The organism is Rhizobium sp. M10 (assembly GCF_002531955.1).
Classification (GTDB): domain Bacteria; phylum Pseudomonadota; class Alphaproteobacteria; order Rhizobiales; family Rhizobiaceae; genus Rhizobium; species Rhizobium etli_C.
On the sequence record NZ_NWTA01000026.1, the window covers coordinates 1 to 15,084 of the forward strand.

Here is a 15,084-nt window from a genome sequence, read left to right on the forward strand (position 1 = left end):
CCACACGATGCCGCTCGAAGACATCAACAAGGGCTTCGAGATGATGCACAAGGGTGAAAGCATCCGCGGCGTGGTGGTCTACTAAGCCATGAAAACCATCTCGATCGACAAGTCTTACGGCGGCACTCAGGGCGTCTATGTCAATCGCTCCGAGGCCTGTGACTGCGACATGACTTTTGCAGTGTTCGTGCCGCCGCAGGCGGCCGAGGGCAAGCGCCCGGTTCTGTGGTACCTGTCCGGCCTGACCTGCACGCATGCCAATGTCATGGACAAGGGCGAGTATCGGCGGCTTGCCGCCGAACTCGGGCTGATCGTCGTCTGCCCGGATACCAGCCCCCGCGGCGATCACGTTCCTGACGAGCCCGACAATTGGCAGTTCGGCAAGGGCGCCGGCTTTTATGTCGATGCCACCGAGCCGCCGTTTTTGGCGAATTATCGCATGTACAGCTACATCACCGACGAGCTACCGCGCCTGCTTGCTGCGGAATTCCCCGTCGACATGGATCGCCAGGGGATCTTCGGCCATTCGATGGGCGGACATGGCGCGATCACCATCGCGCTTAAGAACCCCGACCGGTTCCGCAGCTGCTCGGCCTTCGCGCCGATCAGCCACCCCTCGGTGTCCGGCTGGTCGAAACCGGCGCTGCGGAAATATCTCGGCGCCGATGAAAACACCTGGCGGGCCTATGACACCTGCTCGCTGATCGAAGACGGGCATCGCTTCCCCGAGCTCTTCGTCGACCAGGGGACGGCGGACAGCTTCCTGGAGGACGGGCTGCGTCCCGACGAGCTCCGGCAGGCTTGCGAGGCGGCGGGTATTCCCCTCAGGCTGCGCATGCAGGAAGGCTACGGCCACTCCTACTTTTTCATTTCGACGTTCATGGACGATCATCTGCGCTGGCACGCGCAGAGGTTGGAGAACTGATTTTAGCGAGCTCGGCCGGGCATAACGCAAACGGCCAGGGAGGAAGGGAGAAAAGCAATGAGCAGCATAGCCATTCATCCGGCAGTGGATTCAGGCTTTCGAGCGACGGACGCTGCTTTCACAGGCGGGACGCTCGTGTGCAAATGCACGAGCAATCCCGTCAAGGTCAGGATCAAGGGCGATATTGCCCACAATCACGCCTGCGGCTGCACCAAGTGCTGGAAGCCCGAGGGAGCGGTCTTTTCGGTCGTGGCGGTCGCCCCGACCGAGAGCGTCGAGGTGCTGGAGAACGGCGACAAGCTCGCCGTCGTCGATCCCGCTGCCTTGATCCAGCGGCACGCCTGCAAGCAATGCGGCGTGCATATGTACGGGCCGGTCGAGCGCGAACATCCGTTCCAGGGACTGTCGTTCGTCCATCCGGAGCGCTTCCAGGAGAGCGGTTGGGCCAAGCCCGGCTTTGCCGCCTTCGTCTCGTCGATCATCGAAAGCGGCTTCGATCCTTCGAAGATGGACGCCGTCAGAGCGCAGTTGAAGGCATCCGGTATCGAGCCGTACGATTGTCTCAACCCCGGCCTGATGGACTATATCGCCACCTGGACCGCCAAGAAGAGCGGCGTTCTGGCTTCGTGATTGACCGGGGGCGCCGACCCCGGCGCCCCCGACAAACCTGCCGCCACCGGGATGGCAAAATATTCCCGTGGCCGCACTGCTGTTCGTTGCCTCCCGCACATTCCCTGCGGCTCGATGAACTGGATAATTTCCGGGCTCGAACGCGCTGACGTGAGCTTCGACAGTCTGCCCGCGCCGAGCCTACCCCTTTCATCAGCATTTCGAGGCTGTCGCCGGTCTGTTAGAACAACAATGGTCTTAGGCCGGGCTGCCCTGAAATCTGAATTCCGTTCTAAAGCAAACTGACCGCAATATCGTTTGAAAGTCTCTCACGCGTTTCGGTATTCGGTATCAGCCTCCCGGCTCGCGTTATCTCTCCATTGTTCTTCTCCGATGAAATTCACCAAGGCCGCTGCCAGCGTCCGTCGGCGATTGCCGACCAACTCCTTCCTCGTTGACTTTTGTGAAATATCACGACATTCTACGATCTATTATCGGCGTTGGAGAAGGGCGCCGATCGATATCAGGGAGGACCGATCGATGAAGAGTTCAATGAAATATCTAGCGGCCGCAGCCATTTCGCTGAGTTTGCTTCCGCTATCCGCACCGGCTTTTGCGAAGGACAAGATCACATTCGCGGCGGCGGCGTTTGCCGAAGCGGGGCGAGGCGACCGGGTCAAGGCCTGGATACAGCGGTTCAATGAAAGCCAGGCCGAGGTAGAGGTCGAGCCGATTGCGATCCCATTCTCGAGCCTTGCCAATACCGTATTCACCCAGATGGGCGGCGGCGGCGGTCCGGATCTCGTACGGTTCGATCAGACGGACTTTTTTGCTGCCATTCCGTCCGGAAGGCTGCTGCCGCTTGACGGTCTCGTCGATGATAAGAGCTACGACTTCCTTGGGCCGGACAGGTTCATGAAGGTGAAGGGGGTTCGGTACGGCCTGCTGTTCGACACAACGGGATATGCGCTGCTTTACAACAAAGACATCGTGCCTTCGCCGCCGACGGATTTCGACAGCTTCCTGGCTGCAACCAAGGCCCAGACCAAGGACGGCAAATTCGGTTACGCCTATCGCGCCACGATGGCGGAGCGTGCAGGCTTCTGGCAGGATCTCTGCAACTATGTTTTCGGCTTCGGTGGGCGCTGGAGCGATAAGGACGGCAAGCTGACGCTCAACAGCCCGGACGTTATTCGGGGTGTGACGGCTTATAAGCAGGTCTACGATGCCGGCGTCACGCCGCGTGGCGCCGACGCGGCCACCTACCGCCGGATGTTTTGGGAGGGCAAGATTGCCATGAACGTCGACAATGGCGGTGTGGCGGCGATCTTCCACCAGAACGCGCCGCAGCTGCCTTTCGCAGCCGCGCCATCGCCGTTCCCGGACAAGGCGCAGGGTCTCATCATGACGGCGCTGGTGGTCAATGCCAATACCAAGCACAAGGATGCCGCCGGCGCCTTCATCAAGTGGGCTTATGCGCCCGAAAACCAAAAGTCCCTGCAGGCCGCCATGGGCACCGGCGTCGGCACGAAGCTCGACATGTCACCCGAGGAACTCGCTAAGCAGCCGTGGCTGAAAGTTTATGAAGGCCAGATGGAGAACGCGCTGCCTCAACTCGTGATCGGACAGGAAGGTAAGACGCCGGAAATCCAGCAGATCGTGCTCGAGGAGGTATTGAAGGTCCTTCAGGAAAACGCCGATCCGAAGGAAGCGATGGATCGAGCTCAAAAACTCGTCGAGCGCCGGGTGCTGCGCTAGCGGAATCGGGAGGCTTCCCGAACGCCGGTGAAGCCTCCGACTATCGGACCATGTACCGATCGGGGAATGTTTGATGAAACGCGCAAATCTCGCCAGGCCCAGGCTCGATGGCAGCCGGTGGACACCTTACCTGTTTGCGGCACCGGTCGGTGTCTACCTGCTTCTGTTTCAGTTCTATCCGCTGATTCAGCAGTTCTACCTGAGCTTTACCGCCACGGACCTGCTTACTCCCGGCGTCAGTCCTTTTGTCGGGGCGGACAATTACGCCTTCCTGATCGAGGACGGCGAACTCTGGAAGGTTTTGTGGATCACGGCGATCTATACGGTGGCCTGTGTGGTGTTCGCCATCGGTATCGGCCTTGGCTCGGCGCTGCTGCTGGACTCGCCCTTCGTCGGGCGCGGTGTCGCCCGCGCGCTGATTACCGTGCCGTGGGCCGCTCCTTCGGTTGCCGTTGCGCTGGTGTTCACCTGGATCTTCAATTCGCAATACGGCATCTTCAATCATATCCTCGAGGCTCTCGGCCTGCCGCTCAGCGGCGAGAACTGGCTGGACGATCCGAAGCTGGCGCTGCCGGCTATTCTGCTGACGACGGTGTGGCAGATTTTCCCCTTCTCTTCGGTGGTCATTCTTGCCGCGCTGCAGGGTGTACCGCATGAATTGAAAGAAGCCGCGGTCATCGATGGAGCTGACCGCTTCAATATCTTCAAGACGGCCGTCTGGCCGACGATCCAGCCAACCGTTCTGATGCTGACGCTTTTCGTCACCATCTGGTCGCTGCGCCGCTTCGACCTGATTTGGCTGATGACCCAGGGAGGCCCGATCGGAGCGACCAATACGCTTGTGATCGAGCTTTACAGGCAAGGTTTCGTCTATCGCGATCTTGGCAGCGCCGCTGCCATGGGGATGATCGGCCTGTCGATCGCCCTGCTGATCACCGTGATTTACTTCAAGGTCACCCAGATGACCGAACAAGCAGAGGGGCGGCGCTGATGAACGCTCTCCGCAATGCGCAACACTTCCGCCTCATCGCCGTTCTGATGATGCTCGGGCTCGCCGCCTTTCCTATCTATTGGATGTTCGTCACCTCGATGACACCGTCTTCGGAATTGTTTGCGGACGCGCCGCGCGTGTGGCCGAACTGGTCGCAGATCGGCATTTACCTCGAGGTTTTCAGCACCATCCCGGTCGCCAGGTGGCTGCGCAACAGCTTTCTCGTTGCTGCGGGAACGACGATATTGAGCATTCTGCTCGCGGTGCTGCCGGCCTATGCTTTGTCGCGCTTCCGCTTTGCCGGTCTTGCCGTTCTCGGCTTCGCATTGTTTGCGACCCAGATGCTGCCGGAAGCGATGCTGGTCGTGCCGCTTTATTCGATCTTCGGCGACCTGAACCTGCTCGACAGCATCCTTGGTCTAGTGCTCGCGAATACGGCCTTCGTCGTTCCAGTCATTACCTGGATCATCAAGGGGGCGATCGACAGCATTCCAATCGAAATCGAGGAAGCGGCACGTGTGGACGGATGTTCGCGGTTCGACATCGTTCTGGGAATCGTCGTTCCCCTGATCGCACCGACGCTGGCGGCTGCAGCGGTTATCTCCTTCTTCCACGGATGGAACGAATACGTGTTCGCCCAGACCCTCGTCAGCAGCGAGAGCCTGCGGACGGCCTCCGTCGGGCTCGCGAGCTTCGTCGGCGAACTTTCCACGCCTATCCACTCCGTCATGGCGGTCGGTGTCATCTACACGTTGCCGGCGGTCGTCTTCTACCTCTTTGCCCAACGCTACGTCGTCGCCGGAATGACGGCGGGCAGCGTCAAAGGTTGATGGGAAAACCGATATGTCTGCTATTGAATTCAACAACATTTCGAAGCGTTTCGGCGTCAAGGAAGTTATCCGCGACATCAACGTCTCCATCGAGAAGGGCGATTTCCTTGTTCTTCTCGGACCGTCCGGTTGCGGAAAATCGACATTGCTGCGCATGCTGGCCGGGCTCGAAAGCATCTCCGGCGGCGAGATCAAGATCGGCGGCAACCGCGTCGATCAGCTTCCTCCGGGAGAACGCGACATTGCTTTTGTTTTCCAGTCCTATGCGCTCTACCCCCATCTTTCCGTCCGCCGAAATATGTCCTTCCCCCTGCTCATGCAGGAGTTCCGCTGGTGGCATCACTTGCCTCTCTTAGGTGGACTCGCCAAGCGCAGGATCGAAACTTCGCCGCGTGTCGTGGAAAAAGTCGAAAAGACCGCGCGCATCTTGGCGCTAACGGAAATGCTCGACCGTTTTCCCCGGACGCTTTCGGGGGGACAGCGCCAGCGTGTCGCCCTCGGACGCGCCATGGTGCGCGAGCCGGAAGTCTTCCTCATGGACGAGCCCTTATCGAATCTCGACGCCAAGCTGCGCACCTCGATGCGCTCGGAAATCTCACGCCTGCACAAGGAGATCGGCGGCACTTTTGTCTATGTGACGCATGATCAGGTTGAGGCGATGACGATGGGCACGAAGATCGCGCTCATGCGGGACGGGATTATCCAGCAATTCGGCACGGCGCGCGAGATTTATACCGATCCGGCCAATACCTACGTCGCCCGGTTCATCGGCACGCCGCCGATGAACCTCATCGCCGGCAAGCTGGAGGGACGCGGAATCAAGATTGGCTCCGTCGCCATCCCGGTCGATCTTTCCAGCGCAGCCGCAGCTTCGGACGCGCTTCTCGGCATTCGCCCGAATGCTATTTCGCTGACGACCGTGCCGGCAAGCGGCGCATTGAAGGGGACGGTCGCAATGGTCGAGCATATCGGCGCCGAATCCGTCGTGGCGGTCCGGCTCGACGAAGGGAGGACCGCGCACAACGACGATGGCGACATGGATGCGGTCATGGTCACCTTGCCCGGCTACTGCGACCTCCAACTCGGGCGGGACGTCTATCTCCTAATCGACAGTTCGCAGGCAGTTTTGTTTTCGGCCGCGACGGGCAAGCGGATACAATGATGATCGCCCGCCGCACGATAACTCCGTCAGCGCGAAAACAGCGGCTCGATGCTGCAGTCGAGCGCCGAAGGATCGATCTGTCGTTCGATCTCGCCGAACATGTCCTCGACGAAAGAGATGAGCTGGTCCGAAGCCTCGATTGCCCGCTCAACGTGACGGGAAGCGATGGCATCCAGTACATCCAAGTGACAGTCGATGGTGCGCAGAAGGCTCTGCTCATGTCCGATATGGAGATGATGAATCCAGCCGATCCTGCGGAAGATCGTATGAAGCGGTCGCAGCGTGTGCTCGAGGAAGGGTTCGCCGGCCGCCACGAGGATGAGCTTGTCGATGCGCCGGTCGAAGACGTTGAACTCGTCGATGGTCATCGTCTCGCGCCGGTCGCGCAGGGCTCGCGTGACATGCAGCATCTGCGTTCGATGGGTGCTGTTGGAACGTTCGGCCACAAGCGTCAGGACGAAGCGTTCGAGATCTCGCCTCAATCGCAAAAGCATCCGTTCTCTCGCCAGATCGATCGGCGCAATCTTCACGCCGTGGCGCGGATGGATCATCACCAGCGTGTCGGTCGCAAGGCGGTTCACCGCCTGATAGATCGGCGTGCGGCTGTAGCCCGTCATTCGTTGCAAGTCCTGGATGGACAGGAAAGAGCCCGGTTTCAATTCGCATTTGATGATCAGTTGTTCCAGCCGTTCATAGGCAATTTCCATCAGGTTCGACTGGCTGCGGCGCGGGCCGGCGGTGTTGGCATCGGTGTCGTCTTCGGTCGTCATGGCTATGTTTCGGCTCCGATCTCGGCGGCTGGCGCATCGCCGCCTTTATTTATCTCACGATATATCACGACATTTTTCAAACCTCCAGCGATCGGGCATTCGGCATCGGCCGGTTGCCCATCGTTCATAACTCTTCTGCACGAGGCAAAATGAAGATCACCGCCATCCGCACCTTCCGATTGGAAGAATTCGCCAATGTTCTCTGGGTCCATGTCGAAACCGACGCCGGCATCGTTGGCCTGGGCGAGACCTTTTACGGAGCCGGATCTGTCGAAGCCCATATTCACGACGTACTGGCCGGTCGCCTCATCGGCCGCGATCCCTTGCGGATCGAAGCGCACTCGCGCGAGCTCGTCAACCTGCCGATGGCGCAGGCGTCGACGGGTGCGGAATATCGCGCAGCGTCGGCTCTCGATCTCGCGCTGTGGGATATATTCGGAAAAGTATGCGGCCAGCCGGTCCATCAGATGCTGGGCGGTCTGTGTCATGATCGCATTCCGGTCTACAACACTTGCGCAGGCTATGGATATGTCCGCTCCAACAAGATCAAGCCGGTCGATACGTGGAATTTCCGCGACGCCGAAGGTCCGTATGAAGACCTGAAGGGCTTCATGACCGACGCTGGCGCGCTGGCCGAAAGCCTGCTCGAACAAGGGATCTCGGCCATGAAGATATGGCCGTTCGATCCTCCGGCCATCGAGAATGACGGTCGCTTCATCACGGCGGAGCAATTGCGCACCGCGATGATGCCGTTCGAGGCGATCCGCAAGCGTGTCGGCGACAAAATGAGCATCATGGTAGAATTCCATAGCCTGTGGAACCTGCCGACCATCAAGAAGATCGCGCACGAACTCGAAGCCTTCGACCCCACATGGTATGAAGATCCCATTCGCATGAATTCGGTATCGGCTCTGTCCGAACTTGCCGCTTCGACGAGGGTGCCGATCTGCGCATCGGAAACCTTGGGCTCGCGTTTTCCCTACAAGGACATGCTCGAAGCCGGCGCCATCGGTGTCGTGATGACCGATCTCGTCTGGACGGGCGGACTGACCGAGGGACGCAAGATTGCCTCCCTTGCGGACACCTATCATCGTCCCTATGCGCCGCACGATTGTACGGGTCCCGTCGCCTATGTCGCCGCCGTCCATTCATCGTTTTCGCAGCCGAACACTTTGATCCAGGAATCGGTTCGGGCCTTCTATACCGGCTGGTACAAGGAACTTGTCACCGAGGTTCCTAAGATCGAGAACGGCTATGTCTTGCCGATGGAAGGACCGGGGCTCGGCACGGAGTTGCTGCCCCAGGTCTTCGAGCGCTCCGATCTGAGCGTTCGCGCGTCTGAACTTTGAGATAGGCTGAAACTATGAGCAAACTGTTCGACCTCAATGGCAAAACGGCGTTGGTCACCGGCTCGTCGCGCGGGTTGGGCAATGCCATTGCATCTGCGCTCGGTAATGCCGGCGCGCGGATCATTCTCAACGGCATCGATGCCGGGCGCCTGGACGACGCATTGAAAGAAATGCGCGGCAGAGGTTATGAGGTTCTGGGCGCCGCCTTTGACGTGACCGATGAGGCTTCTGTTCTCGGTGCTTTCTCTCGTTTGGACGAGGCCGGGATCGAGGTCGATATCCTCGTAAACAATGCGGGGATTCAATTCCGTAAGCCGATGCTGGACTTGGAGACAGCCGACTGGCGCCGTGTGATCGATACCAATCTGACAAGCGCTTTCATGATCGGTCGCGAAGCTGCGAGGCGGATGGCGGCACGCGGGCACGGAAAGATCATCAATATCGGTTCGCTGACGAGCGAACTCGCGCGCGCCACCGTGGCCCCGTATACGGTGGCCAAGGGCGGCATCAAGATGCTGACCAAGGCGATGGCCGCCGAGTGGGCGGAACGCGGCATTCAAGCCAATGCCATCGGCCCGGGCTATATGATCACCGACATGAACGAGGCGCTGATCAACGACCCGAAGTTCGATGCCTGGGTCAAGGGTCGCACGCCCGCGCGACGCTGGGGCCGCCCCGACGAACTCGGAGGCACGGCGGTCTTCCTCGCTTCCTCCGCATCCGATTACGTCAACGGGCAGATCATTTATGTCGACGGCGGCATGATCTCCGTTCTCTGATTTCCATTGGCACATAGGATCGAAACCATGCAAGGCGTCGTCATTCACGCTCCGAAAGATCTGAGGATTGAGCCTGTGGAGGTCCGCACACCTGGTCCTGGCGAGGTTCGCGTCTCCATCATGGCGGGCGGCATCTGCGGTTCCGACCTTCACTACTACAATCACGGCGGCACGGCGACGATCCGCATCCGCGAACCGATGACGCTTGGCCATGAGGTGGCCGGCATCGTGGCAGAAGTGGGAGAGGGTGTGACCGGCCTTTCTGTCGGCACAAGGGTCGCCGTCAACCCCAGCCGGCCCTGCAGACGCTGCGAATACTGCGCGGCCGGCATGCAGAACCATTGCATCGACATGCATTTCATTGGAAGCGCCATGCGCATGCCGCACGATCAGGGCGGCTTCAGGCAAAGCCTCACGATGCGCTGCGAACAGATGTTCCCGATCGTGGACGCGGTTACCTTTGGCGAAGCCGCGATGGCAGAACCTCTTGCGGTCTGCCTGCATGCGGCCAGGATAGCCGGGCCTCTTCTCGGCAAGAAGGTTCTGATCACCGGTTCCGGCCCCATCGGCGTCCTGACGGCGATTTGCGCGCGTCTCGGCGGTGCGCGCGAAATCGTCATTACCGATCTGCACGACTTCCCTCTGCAGATTGCCGGCCAATGTGGCGCCACCCGGACGATCAACCTGAAGACCGAGCCGGATGCCATGCCTGATTATGCTGCAGGCAAAGGCTATTTCGACGTCCATTTCGAAGCATCCGGCAATCCATTGGCCCTGCAGCAGGCGCTGCCGGCCATTCGCCCTCGCGGTGTCGTCGTACAGCTCGGCCTGGGTGGAGAATTCGCCATCCCGATCAATGCGCTGATCACACGCGAAATCCAACTGTTGGGCTCGTTCCGGTTCGATGCAGATTTTGCGCTTGCGGTCGATCTGCTGAATAGCGGCAGGATGAATGTGAAGCCATTGATTACTGCGATTACTCCTTTCGAAGATGCCCGCAGGGCATTCGAGAATGCCAATGACAGAAGTTCTGCCATGAAGGTGCAGCTCTCGTTTTCCTAAAGCAGGACGGCTCTAAGCGGGTCGTTCTTAAATCCGAATTCATGATTTAAAAGCAGCGTCCACGGTTATGCGAAAACCGGGATGCTCCATTCCTGCGGGCTGACGCTTAGGTCGGGCGGCCATCCGTTACTGACGTCGCAGGACGGTTTGACCTCTCATTTCAATGGAAGATTTCGCTCCGAGCCGGAGCGCATCCATCTTTGGGCGACGTCTTGATGTCGGACGATATCGCTGTCACACGGGCATCGGCCATTGTGTATCCTGGGAATAATAATTGTGTACGCAAAGTACACAATTATTGACTCCTCCAGGGATGCATGCCATCTTCAGGGCGTAGAGCAACAAATGGCCGGAGATCGACGATGGCGAAGACACCGAAGAGCAATCTCTACGACGACCTGAAACGCCAGATTCTGACGATGGAACTGGATCCGGACGCTGATCTGGACGAGGCCAGTTTGAGCGAGCGGTATGGGCTTTCCCGGACGCCGGTGCGCGATATCTTCCGTCGCCTTGCCGGCGAGGGTTATATCGACATCCGCGAGAACAGGGGTGCGCGGGTCATCCCGATGAACCACTCCACGCTCCGCAATTTCTTTCTCGTCGCACCGATGATCTATGCGGCGATCGGCCGTCTCGCGGTGCAGAACTTCAAGCCGGCTCAACTGGCGGACCTGAAGCAGACGCAGGAGCGGTTCCGTGCTGCCAGCAAGAACATGGACGCCTTGGCGATGGTTCTTGAGAACAATCGCTTTCACGAGATCTTCGGCGAGATGTCGGGCAACGTCTATCTGCAGCCGAGCCTTGGCCGGCTGCTGATCGATCACGCGCGCATCGGTCACACGTTCTTCCGGCCGAGGAACGAGGACATGAAACGGCGGCTGCAGGTGGCGGTCGACCACCATGACGGCTTCATCGCAGCGCTCGGCGCACATGACGAGAATGCCGTCGTCGATCTCGTTTTCGAACACTGGGAATTGTCCCGCGAGAACATGGAGATGTTCATCGCTCCGCAAGGCCTGAAAGCGGACGCCTTCCTCGGCGGTCCGGCCACGCAAGTATTGGAGAAGTCGTCGTGAAGTTTGAGGGGATCTATACGCCGGCGGTGACGCCGCTCGACAAGAATGGTCAGATCGACCGGACCGGATTTGCCGCCGTGCTCGAGTCGCTGATCGAGGCGGGCGTCCACGGCATCATCGTCGGCGGCTCGACGGGCGAATATTACGCCCAGAGCAGCCAGGAACGTTACGAACTCGCGGCCTATGCGAAGAACGTCATCGGCACGCGGCTGCCGCTGATCATCGGCACCGGCGCCACGCGCACCGAAGATTCGGTCGAATACGCCAAGGCGGCGAAGGAAATCGGCGCGGATGCGATCCTGGTGTCGTCGCCGCCTTACGCCCTGCCGACCGAACGCGAGAACGCGGTCCATGCGCTGACGGTCGATCGCGCCGCCAACCTGCCGATCATGCTCTACAACTATCCGGCCCGCATGGGCGTGGTGATGGGCGAGGAGTATTTCTCCCGCGTCGGCAAGTCGAAGAACGTGATCGCCATCAAGGAAAGCTCCGGCGACATGGGCAATCTTCATCGGCTCGCCCGGAAGTTTCCGCACATCGCCCTGTCCTGCGGCTGGGACGACCAGGCCCTCGAATTCTTCGCCTGGGGTGCGAAGAGCTGGGTCTGCGCCGGCTCCAACTTCCTGCCGCGCGAGCATGTCGCACTCTACGAGGCCTGCGTCCTTGAGAAGAACTTCGACAAGGGCCGGGCGATCATGAGCGCGATGCTGCCGCTGATGGACTTCCTCGAATGCGGCAAGTTCGTCCAGTCGATCAAGCACGGCTGCGAGGTCATCGGCCTCAACGCCGGCCCGGTGCGGGCGCCGCTGCGCGGACTGAACTCCGAAGAGAAAAGAACCCTTGAGACCGTCGTCGCCACATTGAAGCGCACGGTCGCCCAGATCACGTCGGGAGCCAATCATGCATGAACCCTTGACCGCCGCCGAATACAAGGCGATTGCCGCCGGCCTCCAGCTTCCGACGAATGCCTTCATCGATGGCGCATTCCGTCCGGCAAATTCCGGCAAGACCTTCACCTCGACCAATCCCGCCACCGGCGAGGTCCTGGCCGAAATCGCAGCCTGCGATTCCAGTGACGTCGATTTCGCCGTTGAGAAAGCGAAAGAGGCATTTGACGACGGGCGCTGGCGGCTTCGTTCGCCGGGCGAGCGCAAGGAAGTGCTTCTGAAGCTTGCCAAGCTCCTGGAGCGCAACCGGCACGAACTCGCCGTCATGGAAAGCCTCGACAGCGGCAAACCGGTCCGCGAATGCCAGACCGTCGACGTTCCCGATACCATCCATACGCTGCGCTGGCATGCGGAACTGATCGACAAGCTCTACGACAACACCGCTCCTGTCGGCGCGAACGCGCTGACGATGATCGTGCGTGAGCCGATCGGCGTCGTCGGCTGCGTGCTGCCGTGGAATTTCCCGCTGCTGATGCTGGCCTGGAAGATCGGCCCGGCGCTTGCCGCCGGCTGCTCGGTCGTCGTCAAGCCGGCGCAGGAAACGACGCTCACGACGCTGCGTGTCGCCGAACTCGCCCTTGAAGCCGGCATTCCGGCCGGTGTCTTCAACGTCGTCACCGGTTCCGGCCGCGAAGTCGGCGAGCCGATCGGCCTGCACATGGATGTCGATATGGTGGCCTTTACCGGCTCGACGCCGACCGGCCGCCGCTTCCTGCGCTATGCGGCGGACTCGAACCTCAAGAAGGTCGTGCTCGAATGCGGCGGCAAGAACCCCGCCGTCGTTCTCGACGATGCCGAGGATCTCGATCTCGTCGCCGAGCAGGTCGTCAACGGCGCCTTCTGGAACATGGGCGAGAATTGCTCGGCCACCTCGCGCCTCATCGTCCATGCCAAGGTCAAGGACGAACTGATGAAGCGCATCGGCGCCTATATGCGCGAGTGGAAGACGGGCGATCCGCTCGATCCGGAAAACCGTATCGGCGCGCTCGTCAGCAAGTCGCACTTCGAGAAGGTCAAATCCTTCCTCGACGATGCCAAGACGGAGAAGCTGTCCGTCACCCAGGGCGGCGAAACCTATAATGGCATCTTCATCGAGCCGACGCTAGTCGAGGGCGTAACGCCGGCCAGCCGTCTCTTCCAGGAGGAGATCTTCGGGCCGATCCTGTCGGTCACGACGTTCAACACGCTCGCCGAGGCAACCGCTCTGGCCAACGACACCAATTACGGCCTGACCGCATCCGTCTATACGGGCAGCCTGCGCAATGCGATCCGGCTGACCCGCGATATCCGGGCCGGCCTGATCACGGTCAACTGCTTCGGCGAGGGTGATGCCACCACGCCGTTCGGCGGCTACAAGGAGTCCGGCTTCGGCGGCCGCGACAAGTCGGTCTTCGCCCACGACAACTATTGCGAACTCAAGACCATCTGGATCGACATATCCGAACGGTCGGTCGACGAGACGATCCGATGAGCCGCCATGTGATCAAGCACCTGCCGACCGACACCGGCGTTTCGGGATGGGAGGCGACCAGCGAACGCACCTTTCCCGTAGCGGCGCTTGAGCACGACATTACGGCGGACTGGCTGATCATCGGCGGCGGATTTGCCGGCCTGTCGGCAGCCCGCCGTCTCTCGCAATCGCGGCCTGAAGACAAGATCGTCGTCCTGGATGCGCGTGAACTTGCCGAGGGGCCGGCCGGGCGGAATTCCGGCTTCATGATCGACGTGCCGCACAACCTGTCTTCGGGCGAGTATTCGGTGGCCGACGAAGCGGCGACGAAAGACGAGATCCGTCAGAACCGTCTGGCGATCTCCTTCGCCGCCGATGCCGCGGCCGAATATGGCCTGTCGCGCGAGACCTTCGATCCGGCGGGCAAGGTGAATGCCGCGGCCTCCGAGCGGGGGATGGGACTGAACGACAATTACCGCAAGTCGCTCGAAAAGATCGGCGAGGAACATCGTGTTCTCGATGCCGCTCAGATGCGGGAGATGACCGGCTCGCGTTATTATCTCGGCGGACTCTATACGCCGGGCGCGGTGATGATCCAGCCGGCCGACTATATTCGCGGCCTGGCACGCGGGATTTCCTCCAAGGTGATCATCCACGAGCACTCGCCGGTCCTGGAGCTTGCCCGTGAAGGCCGGACCTGGAAGGCAAAGACGGCCCGTGGTTCCGTTTCTGCACCCAAGGTCATTCTGGGGGTAAACGGCCATATTCAGAGCTTCGGCCACTTCCGGGGCCGGCTGATGCACATCTTCACCTATGCGTCGATGACATCGGCCTTTTCCCAGAACGAATTTGGCGGCGATGTCACCGGCGTCGATCGTTGGGCGCTGCTGCCGGCCGACCCCATGGGCGCAACGGTGCGCAAGATCACCAAAGATGGGCTTTCCAGGATCGTCGTCCGGACGAGGTTCACCTACGACCCGAGCCTCAAAGTGTCGGAGAAGCGGGTCGCCGGCATCGCCGCCGAACAGCGCCGGTCGTTCGATGCCCGTTTCCCCGGGCTGGAGCGCCTGCCGATGGAATACAGCTGGGCGGGCGCGCTCTGCCTCAGCCGAAACCATGTGCCGGCGTTCGGCGAGGTCGAGGAAGGACTTTTCTCCGCCTGCTGCGAAAACGGTCTCGGCACCGTCAAGAGCACGCTTGCCGGGATGATGGCGGCAGATCTTGCGACAGGAGTGGGCAGCCCGGAGCTCGACAAATTCAAAAACCAGCCGGAACCGACGAGACTGCCGCCTGAGCCCATCGCCTGGCTCGGCATCAACTCGGTGATCCGCTTTCAGGAATTGCGTGCGGGCCGCGAGGGATGATCCCTCGGC

14 protein-coding genes are annotated in these 15,084 nt (G+C 60.4%); 13 read left to right on the forward strand and 1 reads right to left on the reverse strand.

Annotated elements, in window-relative coordinates; genetic code table 11:
* Positions 1 to 88 precede the first annotated feature (88 nt).
* From fghA to CO671_RS28130, 6 genes are all read left to right on the forward strand, one after another.
* The gene (fghA, locus tag CO671_RS28105) at positions 89 to 925 is read left to right on the forward strand and encodes an S-formylglutathione hydrolase (protein WP_097608699.1); all 837 of its coding nucleotides are present in this window, start codon (positions 89 to 91) and stop codon (positions 923 to 925) included.
* A gap of 57 nt (positions 926 to 982) precedes the next feature.
* On the forward strand, positions 983 to 1,555 hold the full coding sequence (gene gfa, locus CO671_RS28110) for an S-(hydroxymethyl)glutathione synthase (protein ID WP_097608700.1): 573 nt from the start codon (positions 983 to 985) through the stop codon (positions 1,553 to 1,555).
* A 531-nt stretch (positions 1,556 to 2,086) separates the two neighbouring features.
* Complete coding sequence (locus tag CO671_RS28115) at positions 2,087 to 3,292, forward strand: sugar ABC transporter substrate-binding protein (protein ID WP_245425043.1); 1,206 nt, start codon at positions 2,087 to 2,089, stop codon at positions 3,290 to 3,292.
* A 73-nt stretch (positions 3,293 to 3,365) separates the two neighbouring features.
* Positions 3,366 to 4,283: a sugar ABC transporter permease gene (locus tag CO671_RS28120; protein WP_097608702.1), complete on the forward strand. Its 918-nt coding sequence runs from the start codon at positions 3,366 to 3,368 to the stop codon at positions 4,281 to 4,283.
* A complete protein-coding gene (locus CO671_RS28125; RefSeq protein WP_097608703.1) occupies positions 4,283 to 5,113 on the forward strand; it encodes a carbohydrate ABC transporter permease in 831 nt (276 codons plus the stop codon). Before CO671_RS28120 ends, CO671_RS28125 begins: the two co-directional genes overlap by 1 nt.
* Before the next feature lie 13 nt (positions 5,114 to 5,126).
* Positions 5,127 to 6,275 carry an ABC transporter ATP-binding protein gene (locus CO671_RS28130; protein WP_097608704.1) on the forward strand — a complete coding sequence of 383 codons (1,149 nt, stop codon included), beginning with the start codon at positions 5,127 to 5,129 and terminating at the stop codon, positions 6,273 to 6,275.
* A 26-nt stretch (positions 6,276 to 6,301) separates the two neighbouring features.
* Here the strand turns inward: CO671_RS28130 and CO671_RS28135 are convergent, their stop codons facing one another.
* Complete coding sequence (locus CO671_RS28135) at positions 6,302 to 7,045, reverse strand: GntR family transcriptional regulator (protein ID WP_097608705.1); 744 nt, start codon at positions 7,043 to 7,045, stop codon at positions 6,302 to 6,304.
* Positions 7,046 to 7,194: 149 nt separating this feature from the next.
* On the opposite strand from CO671_RS28135, the gene CO671_RS28140 reads away from it, so the two are divergent.
* From CO671_RS28140 to CO671_RS28170, 7 genes are all read left to right on the forward strand, one after another.
* Entirely contained in the window at positions 7,195 to 8,394 is a 1,200-nt protein-coding gene (locus tag CO671_RS28140; RefSeq protein ID WP_097608706.1) for a mandelate racemase/muconate lactonizing enzyme family protein, read from the forward strand.
* Positions 8,395 to 8,408: 14 nt separating this feature from the next.
* A complete protein-coding gene (locus CO671_RS28145) occupies positions 8,409 to 9,173 on the forward strand; it encodes an SDR family oxidoreductase (RefSeq protein WP_097608707.1) in 765 nt (254 codons plus the stop codon).
* A 27-nt stretch (positions 9,174 to 9,200) separates the two neighbouring features.
* The gene (locus CO671_RS28150) at positions 9,201 to 10,235 is read left to right on the forward strand and encodes an L-idonate 5-dehydrogenase (protein ID WP_097608708.1); all 1,035 of its coding nucleotides are present in this window, start codon (positions 9,201 to 9,203) and stop codon (positions 10,233 to 10,235) included.
* A gap of 362 nt (positions 10,236 to 10,597) precedes the next feature.
* Complete coding sequence (locus CO671_RS28155; RefSeq protein WP_088936132.1) at positions 10,598 to 11,314, forward strand: GntR family transcriptional regulator; 717 nt, start codon at positions 10,598 to 10,600, stop codon at positions 11,312 to 11,314.
* Positions 11,311 to 12,222, forward strand: coding sequence for a dihydrodipicolinate synthase family protein (locus tag CO671_RS28160; protein WP_097608709.1), 912 nt, complete (start codon positions 11,311 to 11,313; stop codon positions 12,220 to 12,222). Before CO671_RS28155 ends, CO671_RS28160 begins: the two co-directional genes overlap by 4 nt.
* Entirely contained in the window at positions 12,215 to 13,732 is a 1,518-nt protein-coding gene (locus CO671_RS28165) for an aldehyde dehydrogenase (RefSeq protein WP_097608710.1), read from the forward strand. Before CO671_RS28160 ends, CO671_RS28165 begins: the two co-directional genes overlap by 8 nt.
* Complete coding sequence (locus tag CO671_RS28170; RefSeq protein WP_097608711.1) at positions 13,729 to 15,075, forward strand: FAD-binding oxidoreductase; 1,347 nt, start codon at positions 13,729 to 13,731, stop codon at positions 15,073 to 15,075. The genes CO671_RS28165 and CO671_RS28170 overlap by 4 nt, the downstream gene beginning before the upstream one ends.
* Positions 15,076 to 15,084 lie beyond the last annotated feature (9 nt).

Excerpts from the sequence above, each read along its gene's own strand:
- CO671_RS28130 (WP_097608704.1), top strand. The coding sequence starts at position 5,127 with ATGTCTGCTATTGAATTCAACAACATTTCGAAGCGTTTCGGCGTCAAG.
- CO671_RS28125 (WP_097608703.1), top strand. The coding sequence starts at position 4,283 with ATGAACGCTCTCCGCAATGCGCAACACTTCCGCCTCATCGCCGTTCTG.
- CO671_RS28115 (WP_245425043.1), top strand. The coding sequence starts at position 2,087 with ATGAAATATCTAGCGGCCGCAGCCATTTCGCTGAGTTTGCTTCCGCTA.
- CO671_RS28120 (WP_097608702.1), top strand. The coding sequence starts at position 3,366 with ATGAAACGCGCAAATCTCGCCAGGCCCAGGCTCGATGGCAGCCGGTGG.
- CO671_RS28135 (WP_097608705.1), bottom strand. The coding sequence starts at position 7,045 with ATGACGACCGAAGACGACACCGATGCCAACACCGCCGGCCCGCGCCGC.
- gfa (WP_097608700.1), top strand. The coding sequence starts at position 983 with ATGAGCAGCATAGCCATTCATCCGGCAGTGGATTCAGGCTTTCGAGCG.
- CO671_RS28140 (WP_097608706.1), top strand. The coding sequence starts at position 7,195 with ATGAAGATCACCGCCATCCGCACCTTCCGATTGGAAGAATTCGCCAAT.
- CO671_RS28155 (WP_088936132.1), top strand. The coding sequence starts at position 10,598 with ATGGCGAAGACACCGAAGAGCAATCTCTACGACGACCTGAAACGCCAG.
- CO671_RS28165 (WP_097608710.1), top strand. The coding sequence starts at position 12,215 with ATGCATGAACCCTTGACCGCCGCCGAATACAAGGCGATTGCCGCCGGC.
- fghA (WP_097608699.1), top strand. The coding sequence starts at position 89 with ATGAAAACCATCTCGATCGACAAGTCTTACGGCGGCACTCAGGGCGTC.
- CO671_RS28170 (WP_097608711.1), top strand. The coding sequence starts at position 13,729 with ATGAGCCGCCATGTGATCAAGCACCTGCCGACCGACACCGGCGTTTCG.
- CO671_RS28150 (WP_097608708.1), top strand. The coding sequence starts at position 9,201 with ATGCAAGGCGTCGTCATTCACGCTCCGAAAGATCTGAGGATTGAGCCT.
- CO671_RS28145 (WP_097608707.1), top strand. The coding sequence starts at position 8,409 with ATGAGCAAACTGTTCGACCTCAATGGCAAAACGGCGTTGGTCACCGGC.